Source organism: Streptomyces sp. NBC_00510 (assembly GCA_036013505.1).
GTDB lineage: Bacteria > Actinomycetota > Actinomycetes > Streptomycetales > Streptomycetaceae > Actinacidiphila.
Window position 1 is genome coordinate 9,886,692 of record CP107851.1, and the last position, 14,217, is coordinate 9,900,908.

The following is a 14,217-nucleotide window of genomic DNA, read 5'->3' on the forward strand; positions in this document are numbered from 1 at the left end:
GGCAGCTCCTACAGTGACGCGGCCAGCGTGAGAGCCGCGGCCGCGGCCACGGGCAGCAGCGCGATGGGGGTGATCGCTGCATTGCGGGTGGCGCTGTCGCTGTACTCGCCCTTCTTCGCGTGGAAGCTGATCGCGCCGATGAGTACCACTACCGCGCCGGCAGCGGCTGCGATACCCAGCGGCTGCCACCAGATGCCGACACTCAACCCGACAGCCGCGGCGACCTCCGAGAGCCCTACGAAGCGGACGAAGCCGGAGCTGAGCCCCTTCTGGATGAGGCCGTCTGGGACGGCGCCCTTGAGCTGCACCTTGGGAGCGCCGGCGGCGAGGAAGACGAGAGCAAGCAGAACACTGAGGATGACAGCGGCTATGTACACAATGATTCCTAGTCGAAAAGAGCACGTGACGACGGGTCCACACGACGGCGTGGCATGCCTTGTGATGCGCTCCGGTGAACTTTGCGTCGGTCGACAAGCAGTCTGTGCTTGTCGGTAAGACAGACCTGGCGGCACCGACTCCTTGAACACGCGCAGGCGATCGACGATCAAGGGGAGCACGGAAAGGTTCGGTTCTGTCTGGCCCGGGTTCGGCAGGACTGGTCCGACTCGTGATGCGGCGCCCAACCTCTTCAATACGTGGCAGAGCGACCCACTCCGAGGGCCGAACCCTCCCGCACGCCATGAAAGCATTACTTGACGCGTCAAGCAAACTTGTGCTCGGTCGAGCTCATCGCGAAGCGGGGTCGAGTCCCCTCGGCGCAGAGCCATGAAGCGGTTACTCATTGACGCGTCAAGGAGTTAAGCTGTGCCAGCAGGTGCCGACCGCGCAGTCCCCCGTCGCGGTCGGCGCTTGCCCTTTGCTGCTCAGGCGTCGCTGCCCCTCGCTAGCGAGCGCGCTGCTACGGGTTGAGGCTCCATCTGAATTGAGGTCCGTCGCTGCAGCACCTCGAGGCAACCCTGGCAGTGGGTGCAGCGTTCCTACGGGGAGATGGGCCCCGTCGCCTGCGCGCCGAGCCGAGGAGGCATCCGTGCCCCGGGGCCGATGGGTTTCGTTCGACCCCGCCCACTCCCGTCCTGGCGGTACGGGCCGATCTGGACTAGGAGCTGGTGCCGGGTGGCTATCGCAGGCCCCACGGTGTCCGCCTACCTGAGCGGCAGAGAACGTAGTTCGGGGAATCGGGGCGCACACGAGTGCGCACGGCGCACCGCCAGATAGCGGAGAGAGGCTCCCGTTCCGTGGACAAGCAGCAGTTGCGCCCAGCTCCCGGCGCGCCTGCCGGAATGGACCTGCGCATGTGTCGTCGCCTCGGGGGGGCTATCGCGTGCGCCGGACGGCGGATGTCGTGGAGCGGGCGGTTACGACTTGACGCTCATTGCGTTTCTCCCCCCGGGTCTCAGGATCGTCGATGCCCGGTCGTGCCCTGCCGGGTGCTGGTGCCCAGGCCCGCGGCCCGTCAACCCGGCGCTGGCGGCCCCGCGGTTGTCCCCGTTCGCAGCCGATTACCTCAGTGTCGAACACGCAGAAATCTGTGTTGGCTGAAGTAGACATTGGACGGTGGTGTGGTTATGGTTTCTCTCGTAGCCCAGAGGGACCAGAGGGCCTGGCAGAGACGAACTGCCGGTCAGCAGTATCCGCAGTACAGCTAGTTGCAGTGTGCAGGACGGTGCGGTGGTGGAGTTCCGAAGCCACGGTCGTTGCAGGGCGGCGACGGGACTGACGACCGGACCGGGTGGCCCGCAGTGATCAGGGGTCGCCGTGAGCAGTACCTGCAAGTGCAGTTCGCAGTACCCAGCAGTGAAGTGAGTGGGCAGTACCTCGGTGAAGGCGTCGGGCTGCGGACGCGCGCACCGGGAAGTTCGGCAGTTTGGTTCTAGGCCAGAACAGGGGCCACGGGCGACGGGGCTTGCTGCCGGAGAGTGGCGCTGTCGCAGGCCACTGAGCAGTTCGCATCACCAGTAGTACGCAGTACCAGCAGTACCAGCAGTATGCAGTGCCCCCTGTTTGGCAAGCAGTTGATCACCGAGGGAAGAACGGAGGAGCCGAGCGCCATCAGGATCGCCCGGGCGGACATCTTGAGCCTGGGTACCGCAGGACATCGATAGTGAGGTGGTCTCCGGTCAAGCAAATGCGATCCCCGCACCCCCGGCAGCATTCCGGTCGGGTGGGCGGAAACAGAAGGCCGGCGCAGTACCAGGGCCGGCAGATGGTGTAGCAGTTCCTTCGGGGCCCTGGTGCCACACGGCACCAGGGCCCCTCCGCGCGCTTTCGCAGAGAGGTGCAATGACAGCAGACGACTCGTTCAGCCGGCTTGACGACGACGATTACCCCGCCTACACGATGGGCCGGGCCGCCGAGATACTCGGCACCACCCAGGGCTTCCTCCGCGCCATCGGCGAAGCCCGCCTGATCACCCCGCTCCGCTCCGAGGGCGGCCATCGCCGCTACTCCCGCTACCAGCTGCGCATCGCCGCCCGCGCCCGGGAGCTCGTTGACCACGGGACCCCCATCGAGGCCGCCTGCCGCATCGTCATCCTCGAAGACCAGCTCGCAGAGGCGCAGCGCATCAACGCCGAGTACCGCCGCGCCGCATCCCGGCAGGCGTCCGACCGCTGACGCGCAAATAGATTCGTTCCAGGTCATCAAGGCCTTGATGCCTTCGATGTGCCCGCCCCAGGGCGCCTGGCGAAGCCGCCCTGGGCCGCTGGCCCCGCAGTCCGGCAGGACCTGCCGGGCCGCGCATTCTTCCGCCGACTCCAGAATATGAGCGCATGATCGCCGAAGAGACGCAGCCGCCGGCACACGGGCGGGAGCCCCAGCCCCGCCCCGGCACCACGCCAGAAGCCCTCCACACCCCGGCGGTTGATGCTCCTGTTGGCGCAACCGGCCGGCTGACTGCCGGGCAGAGCGCCGCGGGTCTGGAAGGCGGGGTGGAGCGCGCGGCGGCTGCGCTGAAGCCGAGGATGCGCGGCTGGCTGCACGCCGGCGTGTTCCCCCTCGCTCTGGTCGGCGGCATCGTCCTGGTCGCCGTTTCGCGTTCGGCTGCGGCGGTGGCGGCTTGCTCGGTGTACGCGCTGTCGGCCTGCCTGCTGTTCGGTACCAGCGCGGTCTACCACCGCGGAACCTGGGGTCCGCGTGGGGAGGCGGTCCTGCGCCGGCTGGACCACGCGAACATCTTCCTGATCATCGCCGGCACGTACACCCCGTTGGCGGTACTGCTGCTGCCCGCAGCCCAGCAGCTGGTGCTGCTGGCCGTGGTGTGGGCAGGCGCCTTGGCCGGCATCGCCTTCCGCATGCTGTGGATCGGGGCTCCCCGGTGGCTGTACACCCCGTGTTACCTCGTGCTGGGCTGGGTGGCCGTCTTCTACCTGCCCGACTTCGCGCGCACCGGCGGCAGCGCGGTGGTCGTACTCGTCATCGCCGGTGGCCTGCTCTACACCGCGGGCGCCGTCGTGTACGGACTCAAGCGCCCTGACCCTTCACCGGCCTGGTTCGGCTTCCACGAGGTGTTCCACGCCTTTACCATCGCCGCGTTCACCGCGCACTACACGGCTATCGTCCTGGCAGTCGCATGACAGCGTTCGAGGCCTCAAGGGACCTTGACGGCTAGTGTGACGTGGCTGGTGGTGGGCGGGAGGAACAGCACCGCACGGTGACGGTCGCGCCCGCCCCCAGCGAGGTGGCCCGGCTGACCCGCGCGCAGATCCAGAGCGCGCTCAAGCGCACCGGCCGCAAACGCAAGCTCGAGGCCGAAGCCGAACGGCACCTGCGGACCGGACGGGCCGGGCTGTGGCGCAGATACTGACATCGGCTCGTTGGGGTGAACTTCGGTGATGCGCCTGATAGCCCCGGTGTGGTGTCTGTATCCCGGGGTGTGTGAGATATGCGGATCGGGGCGGCATGACCGCGGTGGGAGGTCAGCGCCGTGAGTCTGTGCGGATGCAGGCAGCCGAGCTGTTCGAGCAGGGCATCAAGCCGTCGGAAGTGGCACGGCATCTGCGGGTGAGTACGCAGTCGGCTTATCAATGGCACCAGTTGTAGCGGGATGGCGGTGCGCAGGCTCGGCTTCTCGTGGCCCGAGCGGGTCTCGATGCCGTTTGTCCCGACGCTGTCTCGAGAAGCTGGTCGCGTATCTGGAACAGGGCCCGGCTGCGCATGGCTGGGTGGAGGACCAGGTGTGGACCGCGGCGAGGGTGGCCACGCTGATCGGCCGGAAGTTCCACGTCTCCTACAGCGTCCCCGGGTGCGACGAGGCTGATGCACCGGCTCGGCTTCAGCCCGCAGGTCCCCGGACGACGGGTCGCCGAGCGGGACGAGCAGGCCGTGAGCCGCCGGGCTTCCGACGGCAAGCACCACGGGAGGCCGACGGCTGAGGCCCCCACTGCATTCGCTGCCGCGGTGGGGGTCTCGTCATGTCCGGGCATGAGGCAGCCCCCGCCACAGCATCGGGGCAGGGGCGAGCCACGTGCAAGGACCTCGACGGGTGGGGGATTGACGGACCTCAAGCACTAAGCCCAGCGTTGCCCCGGCCGCACGCGGGCGCCAGCCGGGCAGCTCACGAGAGTGACGAGCGGTCCCGCCCACGGCAGCAGGGGAGGTCCGGGGGCGAAGCCGCGTCCGTGGGGCCCGCCTGGCCGCAGCTTGGGCCCCGCACGGTCAGGCGGGCGTCTGAGCGGCCCCGCCCGGCCAGAGCCAAGGGGAAGCCAGGCGGGGCCCCCCTCTCAGGATGCGTCCAGGCAACAGTCGAGGCAGCCTGATGGAGCGAGTCGAGTGGTCGTCCAACCGCCTCCGACGAGCGGTAGCCGGCGCGTCCGTGGATCGGGCAAACGCCCTGGAGGCTAAGGCTTCCGGGACTACTGGGCGCGGCGGCCATAGAGCAGGCCCCTCCTCGTCGCCTCGGAGGGGCCTGTCTCGCGTGCGAGTACCGCGTCTGGGGGGTAGACGGGCGCTCAAGCGCTGCGACCTTATCGCAACGGCGGATCGCTACCGCCCGGCCAGCGGCAGCGAACGCTACGTGTCGCGCGACCCCGCCCTGAGGGCATCGTTGACAAGCGCGGGACCGGGACGCAGGGCCAGCATGCGGCCGACGCGAGCGCGCTGCCATGCTGGACGTATGCCCGCCGCCGAGCCGCCTCTCGTGGTCGTGCACCCGCCCATCGACAGCCGCCGGAACGTGACTGTCCGCGGCTGCTACGCCGGGTGCGCCCACCGCATGGCCGACCTCCTCGACATCCTGCGCTGTGCTGGCGTCGACTGCGACCGCATCAGCCTGACCGATCCGAAGACGGTGGAATGGCGCGGCGGCGGCCCCGAGGCGTGGTGATGGGGCCGCCCGGCCCTAATCGGCCCCGTCGGGCCTGATCCGGCCGGACGGACAACTTCAGGCTACGACGAAGGTCGGCGCTCGCCACAAGCGCCGGCCCTCTGGGTTCGTCGCAGACTGCTCGAGAGGCTGCGTGAAGGGCCTCGCTCCACGAGTGAGCTGGCCGGGATGTTCGAGCTTGGGAGGCCCGCGGTTTCCGAGCACCTGGCGGTGCTCCGTACCGCCGGACTGGTGCGCGAGGAGCCACGTGGCCGGCACCGCTTCTACCACCTCCAACCGGCCCGCCTGGCCATGGTGAGCGAGTGGTTGCACCCATTTGAGCACTATTGGAAGCAGCGCGTGGACGCGGACTGCCCATGCCCTGGCGTATGCCGCGATCGGTCACCGCTACCAGGCCCGCCTGAACGGCCCCCGCCTGCCGGGCAGGCACACCGCCGAAGCTCTGGGCATCACCAAGCCCATGCGCATCGGCGACCGAACCGTATGGCCGGCCACGCTGACCTCCACGGCCCAGCGCACCGTGACCCGCTTCTGCCACTCCGCCGACCCCGTCATCGACCGCCACCACGTGCCCCCGCTACGCGGCCTGGACACCGAGGACCTGCACGCCGAGCTCGCATGCCGCGTCCTGCCCTACGCCCGCGCCGCCTGGGCCTGGCGATCACCGCTGCGGTTGCGACGGCGTCGTTGGGTCTTGCCTGAGGATGCTGGCCTGCTGGTGCCCGGGTTCGACGCGGTGGGATTCCGTGTTGAGCTGGAGCGCGACGATGATTGCGGCGAGGACTGCGAGACCGGTCGCGATGAGGAACGACAGGCGGTAGCCGTCCACCGGAGAGCTGCTGTGGCCGGAGGTGGCCGCAGCGGCGGTGGCGAGTATCGCGAGGCCGACCGCAGCACCGGTCTGCTGGCTGGTAGTGAACAGGGCCCCGGCCAGTCCCTGGTCGCCGGCCCGGACTCCGCTGGTGATCGCGATCGACGCGGCCGGCAGGGCCAGCCCGACCCCGGCCGCGGTCAGCACCAGGCCGGGCAGCACCGCTGCGGGGTAGCCGGCCCCAGCAGTGATCTGGGCAAGCCACAGCTGCCCGGCGCCCATGCTGGCCAGCCCGGCAAGCAGGAGGCCCCTGATGCTGAACCGGGCCAGCAGCCGGCGGGTGCCGAGGGTGGAGACGAATACGACGGTGACGGTCGACGGGACCAGCGCCAGGCCGGTCGCCACCGGGCTGAACCCCAGCACCTTCTGCAGGTAGAGCGAGGCGAAGTAGACGTAGCCGGCCAGGATGGCGCCGATCAGCAGCATTGCCACGATCGCGGCCCGCCGGGCCGGCTCCGCCAGGATCGACAGGGGCAGCATGGGGGCCGCCGACCGCTTCTCGGCGAACACAAAGCCCGTGGTCAGAAGCACTGCCAGGGCGAGAGCGACGAGGGTGGCGGGCGCGGTGAAGCCGTGCTGCTGCCCGCTGCTGAGCCCGAAGATCAGCGCCGCGATGCCGGTGGTCGCCAGCAGTGCCCCGCGGACATCGGCGCTGCCGCCGCTGCCGGACCGCTTTGCGGCCGGCAGTCGCGGTACCAGCGCGAGCATGATGGCGATGACCGGCGGGTTGATCAGGAACACCGCCCGCCAGCCGAAGTACTGGGTGAGCAGCCCGCCGGCCACGATCCCGGCGGTCGCGCCCGCCGCGGTGGTGGCTTGCCAGATCGCCAGCGCCCGGTTGCGGGCGCCCCCTTCTGCGTTGGTCGTCGTCAGCAGCGACAGTGCGGCCGGGGAGGCCATCGCCCCGGCCGCGCCCTGCACGATCCGGGCGGTGATCAGCATGATCGGCCACTGGGCGAGCCCGCAGGCCAGCGACGCGATCCCGAACAGGGCTAGGCCGACGGCCAGGACCTGCCGCCGGCCAAGCAGGTCCGCCAGGCGGCCGCCCGCCAGTAGCAGCGAGCCGAACGCGAGCGCGTACCCGGTAACGATCCACTGCAACTCCGCTGCGGGCATGCCCAGTTCCCGCTGGATCGACGGCAGCGCCACGTTCACGATGCTGAAGTCCAGTTGCAGCACGAACTGGGCGGCGCAGATCAGCGAGATGACAAACGCGGTCCGCTGCGAGCCGCCCGCAGCAGGCCGAGGCGTGGCGTCATTCGTCGAGTGGTCTGCCATGGGCGAATCCCCTGTCCTGGCGGTGTTCCTGACTGGTTCGTCGGCGTCAACCACGCCCGTGGGAACTTCGATGGCGGTCCGGCGGCAGCGCGCAGAGATAGACTCCATCTGTCTGGCAGATGGAAGTGTCCAGATGCGCTGCAATTCAGGCCAGGAGGCGGTGGCCGATGGAACTCAGACAGCTACGTCACTTCCTGGCGTTGGTCGAGGAACGCAGCGTCACTCGCGCCGCCAAGCGCGAGCTCATTGTGCAGTCAGGCTTGTCGAACTCGCTCCAGGCACTCGAACGCGAACTCGGTGCGGCCCTCTATGTCCGCGGAACCAGGCCCGTCCGGCTCACCGCGGCCGGCGAGGCTTTGGTGGGACCGGCTCGCCGGACCGTGACCAGCGCTGCCCAGGCGGAAGAGGCCGTACGCCACACCCGTGACGTGCTCATCGGCACACTGCGCCTTGGCGTCTCGCTCTCCGCTCAGCATCTGGTGCCGTTCGCTTCGTATCTCGGCGAGTTCACTCGCGATCATCCCGGCATCGACCTGCGCCTGCAGTACGCGCCCGCGTTGACGATGATCTCGATGGTCGAGGCGGGAGAACTGGATTGCGTCATCGGACCCGCGGTCAGCCAGGTCCCGGGCGTCCGGATGACTCGCCTGGCGCGAGAGCCGCTGCACCTCGTCTGCCGTGCTGATCACCGCCTGGCGGAGCGGGCCGAGGTCAACGTGAGACAACTCGCCGACGAGCGGTTCGTCGACGTACCCCCAGGGTGGACGGCTCGCCTGCTGAGTGACGCCGCGTTCGTCGCCGAAGGAATACAGCGCCGCGTCGTCTGTGAGGTCGGCGACTGGGAACTGTTCCTCGAGCTGGTCAGCGCGGGCGTCGGTATCGGCTTCGCTCCAGTCGGCCTGCGGTACCCGGTGCTGACCGCACCAGACAGCGTTCTGCGGCTCATCGCGGTTGAGGGAGTGCGTCTGGAAAGGCACATCTACCTGATGCTGCCCTCGGTGGGCGAGACCAGTCCGGCAGCACAGCGGTTCGCCGATCAACTGCTGCGCATCCACCCCGCGGGCAGCTGACCGACGCCTGTCAGCCGACGCAGTCCTGTCGACTCGGAAGTGGCGTGGCTGCCGGTGCGCTCATGCCGCGACCATCTGATCGTCAGATGGACTCCATCTGAGACAGGTGCGACGCAGGCGACATCGGCGGCCACGGAGGCGCGGTTGTGCCGGTCGAAACGTCCATGCCGACCGTGGACGCCGGCCGGGCGGCCGCTGCGGCCACGGGGAGCCACCACCCGGTCGGCGTCTGCACGGCCGAAGAGAAGAAGGAGTTCGCCGGGATGCACCTCACTGACCACGCCGGAGTCCGGCTCACACACGGCAAGCCCAAGGTCAACGGCGTGGAGATCCACTACGCGATCGGCGGCGCCGGCGACCTGGTGTTCTTGCTGCACGGCGTGCCGAAGACCATGTCGTACTGGCGCCACGTCGTGCCGCTGCTGACCCCGGAGGACACGGTCTAAGTCCCCCTCCTTCGGTTGCCCGAAGGAGGGGGCGGCTGGGCGGCGTCGCGCAGCGGAATCGTGATGCGTACTGGCTCAGGGCTTGAGGATCAGCTTGCCCGTGGTGGCCCCGCTTTCCAGGAGACGGTGCGCCTCGGCGGCCTCGGCCAGGGGGAAGGCGTGTGTGGCCGGTACGCGGACCTGTCCCGAGCCGACCCACCCGATGAGCTGCTGCAGGGCCGCGATCGCGGTGGGCAGCCGCAGCTCGAACCACGGGCCGAGGTTGAAGCCCACCACCGACTGGTTGGGGGCCGGGTCGTAGAGCCACGGCAGGATGGCGGTCTCGTCCAGCCGGCCGGGGGTGCCGCTGACCGACCCGAATACGACCAGGCTGCCGAAGGGCGCGAGGAGCCCGAGGGACTCGCTCAGCCGGTCACCGCCGGACATCTCGAGAGCGGCGTCGACGCCCGTGCCGCCGGTGAGGTCCCTGACCGTCTTCACCCAGTGGGGATCGCTGTAGTCGATGGCGTGGTCGGCGCCGAAGTCGAGGGCGATCTGCCGCTTCGCCTCCGTGCTCGCTCCTGCGATGACGTTGCCGGCGCCCAGGAGTTTGGCGATCTGCACCGCATATCCACCCACGCCGCCGGCCGCGGCCGGGATGAACACGCTCTGGCCCTCCTTGATGCCGAGGGTCTCGGTGAGCATCACGGTCGCGGCGAGCCCGGCCACCACGATGCCCGCCGCCGCGTTGGGCTCAAGCCCCGGGGGGATGGGGATCACATTGGGAGCGAAGGCGACGGCGAGTTCCGCGTATCCTCCGGACGCGTCCGCGCCGACCATCGCGAATACGGGCGTGCCCACGGCGGGACCGTCGACGCTCTCTCCCAGGGCCACGACGGTGCCGGCCACCTCCGCGCCGGGGACGAACGGCGACGGCGTGGGAACGGGGTAGTCGTCGCCGCGCCGGCGCATGACATCGGAGAAGTTCACCGCGGCAGCCTCGACACGGATCAGGATCTGTCCCGGACCCGGTTGAGGATCGGGCAGGTCCACCAGGCGCAGGACCTCCGGGCCGCCTTGTGCGGTCATTTGAATGGCTTTCATCATGTACTCCAGTTGGGGTGGGTGACCGGCGTCCTGCTAGAGGGCCTGGGCACAGGTAGTGGCGACCGGCCCTGGTCGAGCCGGGTTGGGACGGCAACCGGGTCTGTGCTCGAGTCGGCGAGGACCTTCATGGTTGGGCCGGTACTGCGACGCAGGTCGTCGAGCGCGCGAAGGGTTCCGGATATCGCCGGTGACCGGCTCGGTCCCAGCTCCGTCGGCTTTCGCAGCCGACTCGGCGTTGGGTACGACGGCTACGACCATGTGCCCGTGCTCCGGCAGCACCCGCAGTACGGGGCGGCCGCCGCCGAAACCGGTGGTTCGTGTCAGAACACTCATCTCGATCGCTTCCCTGCTTTTTAGCTGTTCGAGACAGACAACTTCTGAGCGGCCCCCATCCATTCCCAGGCGCAGCAGATACTTTTCTGCCCACCTGTCGCAGACAGCGATCCCCGCGAATCTCGCGGACGACTCCGAGAGCCAGCCATGAAAGGGATGGGGGCGGGCGCGAGGACCGAAGTTGTCGCAGCGCTGCGCCATCGAGGTGGCGTGTCCCTGTCTGGAACAGCTATTATGCGAAGATGGCATCGGCGTGGGAGGTCAGAGGGCGCGTATCGTCGCCCACCGCTGCGGCCAGCGGCCCCATCAGTAACGCCCTCATCCGAGTGACGCGGCTGCACGTGATGCGGGCCCGCCACCTGTTCCGGGACCTGGGCCTGCACCCCGGTCACGAACTGCTGATGATGCACTTGTGGGATACGGGGCCACTGCGGCAGTCCGACCTCGCAGCGGCTTTCGATACCGACTCGGCCTCGATGAACCGGACAGTCCAGCGCCTGGAACGAGCCGGTTTCGTCCGCCGCCGACCCGACCCCAGCGACGGGCGGGCCACCCTCGTCGAGACCACCCCTGCGGGCATGGCGCTTCGCCGCCAGGTCGAGGAGCTCTGGGCCGACCTGGAGGACGTAACCACTGGCGACATGACGCAGGACGAGCGCCTGGTGCTACTCCATGGCCTCGAACGGGTGGAGAACAACCTGGCGGCCCGCCAACGGCCCGATCCAACGTATGAGGTGCGGGAAACCTGACCCGCGCCGCAGCGCCTCGCGCGGTACCAGAAGATGCTGGCCCGTCGGCGTACGCTGAGGAACAGGCCCGACACCGGCGGTTGCCGCACGGCCCGTCAGGCCGCCGCGAAGGTGTCCAAGAAGATCGCCCGCCGGCGGCAGGACACCGCCCGCAAGTGGGCCAAGCGCGTCGTGCGCGACCATGACGCGATCGCGGTGGAGGACTTCCAGCCGAAGTTCCTCGCGAAGACCACCATGGCGCGCAAGGCGGCGGACACGGCGATCGGCGCCACGAAGGCGGCTCTGATCGAGATGGGCCGCAAGCACGGGCGGGACGTCCGCCTGGTGCATCCCGCGCACACCACCATGGACTGCGCGTCGTGCGGAGCGAGAACCAAGCACGCACTTCCTCTTTCCGAACGTACCTACACCTGCACCGTGTGCGGAGTGATCTCGCCCAGGGACAAGAACTCCGCCCGTGTGATGCTGGTCCGGGCTGGTCTCGACCTTGCTGGTGCCGATCGTGTAAGCGCTGGCGGCCCGCTGGTCCCCAGCCCACGTGAGCCATGAAGCAGCACCGCAGCAGCCATCGGCAGCGCCATCACCGCCGTTTTGCCTGGGTTGCCTCACGGCGTGCGAACGAAACCGCGACGACGGTTTGCCCGTATCGAGCGTGACCGCTGACATGCCGACCTGACCCCCCAGCTCGACGTGACCCTCGAAGACACGGGCGGCGACCGCGCAAAACTCAACGTCCACCTCGCCGGCCCCCGACAACCTCGGCCACCTGGACCACATCAGCGTCGTCGTGGACAACGACGATAAGGAACGCCAGCTCACGCACGAAGTCGACGTCACGCAAGCCGAGATCGACGCCCACGTGTGGGGCCCGTTCAAGTTCGTGCATGGTGCGGACGGTGCCGACGCGCACGGCCGGTCGGTCGCCTCCTTCGCGCTCACCGTGGGCCGCGGCCGGCCGTTCGCGATGGTGCGCACAGACCCCGGCCACTGGATGGGCACGCGGACCCGCGACCAGCGGCAGGAGGAGTACCGGGGCCACCCGGTCCGGCTCCGCATCACCTGCCGCCGCGGGGCCGAGGAATGGGCGCTCGCCCGCCAGGTCCCCAAACCTGTCCAGATCGGCCAGCAGCCGTGACGCCTCGCCGGCGCTGGTCAGGCCGGGCGTGGCCGGCAGGTGCCGCGGCGGCATGGCCACCCCCAGCACGGCGTCGGCGGTGGTACGGGCGATCGGCCGGCTGACCCCGCGCAGCAGACGACGGACCAAGGTCACCGAGACCCCGGAACGGTCGGCGATGTCCTGGGCTGACGTGCCCTGCGCCCGTAGTCGCTGCGCCCACGCGATTGTCGGCCCGGGAGCCACCCGGGCGCTGCCCCGCTTGCGCAGCTCCGCGTCTCACTGGGGGCGCGCTCGTCGCGCCGCTTGCCGGCATACGAGCAGGCGGCAGCCGTAGTCCGCGCACGACGGCTGCCCATGGCGCACGTTGGAGTTCTTCGGCCTGGCGCGAGGCGGGTCTCGGCCGGGCGGCGTCACGTGCGGGAACGATGTTCATGCGGTTGCCCTGCCAGATGCTCGTGGATCGCGGCATGCGAGGCGCCGGTCGGCACCGAAGGCCTGGTGCGTGCTGACGTCGGTGACCGTATCGGGCGACTCCGACAGAGGCAGGGTCGCACCCGCAAACAGGGAGGGGACGGTCGCGACGGTGCCGCGCTGTCCCGTGTGACGGTACGGGCGGCTCGATCCGAGCTCCGTTGCTCTACGCCGGGCACACCTTCAACTGTCTTGCGTGACCTGCGGAAACGTTAACTACCCGGCCTTGGGGAAACCTCACGTGGGTCATCCACCGGGAAGGCGGTCTCTTCAGTGAAGCGGGCCACGGTGGCCCGCACGTCGTTTTGCATGGCCTCACTGCCGATCAGGCGGCTGACCCGGACCATGACGCGCAGTGCGGTCGCCCAGGTGTCTGCCTGAGTGCTGAGCCAGGCGCGGGAGGAAGCGGGGCGGTTGCGCAGGAGCGCGTGGTAGAGCAGGTGGCTCTCGAGGGACAGTCGCCAGGCGGCGTCGCCGTCGGTCTCGGGGTCGACGGCCGCGGCGAGGACGGAGAGGGACCGGGCGTGCGCGGGAGCGGTCGCCTGGTCAGACATGCGGGCGGAGGCGGAGTAAGACTCCTGTCGGGTCAGCACCCGGCGCAGCACGGCAACGCCGACCACTCCGGTCGCCGCGCCCGCTGTGCGGAGCACCTCGTCCAGGGAGCGGGGGTGCGGCTGCGTGAGGGTGCGCTGCTCCCGCTCCACGGCCGTCGCAGACAGCTCGGCGGCGTGGGCCAGGAAGGGCTGGGCCTGTGCGGTGCGTCCGGCCGCGCGCAGATGCACGCCCTTGCGGGCCAGCGCCTTCGCGGGGTCGCCCCAGCCCTGCTCGACGACGTGGAGCACCATGTCGTCGACGGCCAGTGCCGAGGGCCAGTTCCCCTTGGCCGCTTCCAACGCGGAGGCGGTGTCCGCGGCCATGTCGATCATGTATCCGAGGTGGGCGGACGGGTCGGTGTTCACGGCAGCGAAGCCCTCGTTGTATCGGGCCAGGGCCTGTCCGGCGCAGGCCAGCGCCTGGTCGGTGTCGCCGTGGATCCGGTGGACGACCGCGGCCTGGCTCAGGACCCGCGCCAGGTCGAGGGATCGCGGCGGCCCCTCCGCATGGACACCCCGCCGGGCGTACGCGGTCAGGGCCCGGTCGATGTCCGTCAGCGCCGATACAGGGTGCCCAGCGAGGCCGTGGGCACCGGTCCTGCGCGCCTGGACGTCAGCAACGAGCAGGTCCACCTCCGGTGCCGCGGACATGACGTAGTGGTGCTCACTGTCCTCCAGCACCTTGGCCGCCTCGTCCGGCTCTCCACTGGCGACGAGAGAGGAGCCCAGGGAATACAGCACGGCGGCGAGCTTCTCGTGCACCGCGGCAGCACCCGGATGCCGACGGAGCCGGCCTCGCAGTATCCCCACGGCCCGCCGGTGCGCGGAAAGCGCCTCCGTAATCCGCCCCGACCGCTGCGCCGCTAGGCCCATCCAGAATTGC

General features: G+C 69.5%; 14 protein-coding genes and 3 pseudogenes. 13 read left to right on the plus strand and 4 right to left on the minus strand.

Translation table 11 applies throughout. From position 1 onward, the window contains the following. Window positions 1–8: 8 nt before the first annotated feature. Window positions 9–377: a DoxX family protein gene (locus OG937_45110; protein WUD79080.1), complete on the minus strand. Its 369-nt coding sequence runs from the start codon at window positions 375–377 to the stop codon at window positions 9–11. A gap of 1,903 nt (window positions 378–2,280) precedes the next feature. On the opposite strand from OG937_45110, the gene OG937_45115 reads away from it, so the two are divergent. The 8 genes and pseudogenes from OG937_45115 (at window position 2,281) to OG937_45150 (ending at window position 6,022) form a co-directional block, all read left to right on the plus strand. Beyond that, window positions 2,281–2,613: a helix-turn-helix domain-containing protein gene (locus OG937_45115; protein WUD78386.1), complete on the plus strand. Its 333-nt coding sequence runs from the start codon at window positions 2,281–2,283 to the stop codon at window positions 2,611–2,613. Between the two features lie 155 nt (window positions 2,614–2,768). Continuing rightward, entirely contained in the window at window positions 2,769–3,572 is an 804-nt protein-coding gene (locus OG937_45120) for a hemolysin III family protein (protein ID WUD78387.1), read from the plus strand. Window positions 3,573–3,649: 77 nt separating this feature from the next. Further along, entirely contained in the window at window positions 3,650–3,802 is a 153-nt protein-coding gene (locus OG937_45125; GenBank protein WUD78388.1) for a hypothetical protein, read from the plus strand. 95 nt (window positions 3,803–3,897) lie between these two features. After that, window positions 3,898–4,038 (plus strand): helix-turn-helix domain-containing protein, encoded by a 141-nt coding sequence (locus tag OG937_45130; protein WUD78389.1) that lies wholly within the window; start codon window positions 3,898–3,900, stop codon window positions 4,036–4,038. Further along, a pseudogene (locus tag OG937_45135) lies at window positions 4,023–4,201 on the plus strand (DNA-binding protein). Before OG937_45130 ends, OG937_45135 begins: the two are co-directional and overlap by 16 nt. Before the next feature lie 44 nt (window positions 4,202–4,245). Then, window positions 4,246–4,509, plus strand: a pseudogene (locus OG937_45140) (winged helix-turn-helix domain-containing protein). 601 nt (window positions 4,510–5,110) lie between these two features. Further along, complete coding sequence (locus OG937_45145; protein WUD78390.1) at window positions 5,111–5,320, plus strand: hypothetical protein; 210 nt, start codon at window positions 5,111–5,113, stop codon at window positions 5,318–5,320. Window positions 5,321–5,437: 117 nt separating this feature from the next. After that, entirely contained in the window at window positions 5,438–6,022 is a 585-nt protein-coding gene (locus OG937_45150) for a metalloregulator ArsR/SmtB family transcription factor (protein ID WUD79081.1), read from the plus strand. Here the strand turns inward: OG937_45150 and OG937_45155 are convergent. Then, a complete protein-coding gene (locus OG937_45155) occupies window positions 5,982–7,469 on the minus strand; it encodes an MFS transporter (GenBank protein ID WUD78391.1) in 1,488 nt (495 codons plus the stop codon). The genes OG937_45150 and OG937_45155 overlap by 41 nt on opposite strands. A gap of 167 nt (window positions 7,470–7,636) precedes the next feature. On the opposite strand from OG937_45155, the gene OG937_45160 reads away from it, so the two are divergent. Beyond that, complete coding sequence (locus OG937_45160; protein WUD78392.1) at window positions 7,637–8,539, plus strand: LysR family transcriptional regulator; 903 nt, start codon at window positions 7,637–7,639, stop codon at window positions 8,537–8,539. Between the two features lie 146 nt (window positions 8,540–8,685). Continuing rightward, window positions 8,686–8,985 (plus strand): hypothetical protein, encoded by a 300-nt coding sequence (locus OG937_45165; GenBank protein ID WUD78393.1) that lies wholly within the window; start codon window positions 8,686–8,688, stop codon window positions 8,983–8,985. Window positions 8,986–9,060: 75 nt separating this feature from the next. Here OG937_45165 and OG937_45170 read toward each other — a convergent pair whose 3' ends face one another. Beyond that, window positions 9,061–10,053, minus strand: coding sequence for a zinc-binding dehydrogenase (locus OG937_45170; protein ID WUD78394.1), 993 nt, complete (start codon window positions 10,051–10,053; stop codon window positions 9,061–9,063). A gap of 593 nt (window positions 10,054–10,646) precedes the next feature. Here OG937_45170 and OG937_45175 point away from each other — a divergent pair. The 3 genes and pseudogenes from OG937_45175 (at window position 10,647) to OG937_45185 (ending at window position 12,288) form a co-directional block, all read left to right on the plus strand. Continuing rightward, a complete protein-coding gene (locus OG937_45175; GenBank protein ID WUD78395.1) occupies window positions 10,647–11,153 on the plus strand; it encodes a MarR family winged helix-turn-helix transcriptional regulator in 507 nt (168 codons plus the stop codon). Between the two features lie 3 nt (window positions 11,154–11,156). Then, a pseudogene (locus OG937_45180) lies at window positions 11,157–11,702 on the plus strand (transposase). Window positions 11,703–11,940: 238 nt separating this feature from the next. Next, on the plus strand, window positions 11,941–12,288 hold the full coding sequence (locus tag OG937_45185) for a hypothetical protein (GenBank protein WUD78396.1): 348 nt from the start codon (window positions 11,941–11,943) through the stop codon (window positions 12,286–12,288). 665 nt (window positions 12,289–12,953) lie between these two features. Here OG937_45185 and OG937_45190 read toward each other — a convergent pair. Then, window positions 12,954–14,096: a hypothetical protein gene (locus OG937_45190; GenBank protein ID WUD78397.1), complete on the minus strand. Its 1,143-nt coding sequence runs from the start codon at window positions 14,094–14,096 to the stop codon at window positions 12,954–12,956. Window positions 14,097–14,217: the final 121 nt, after the last annotated feature.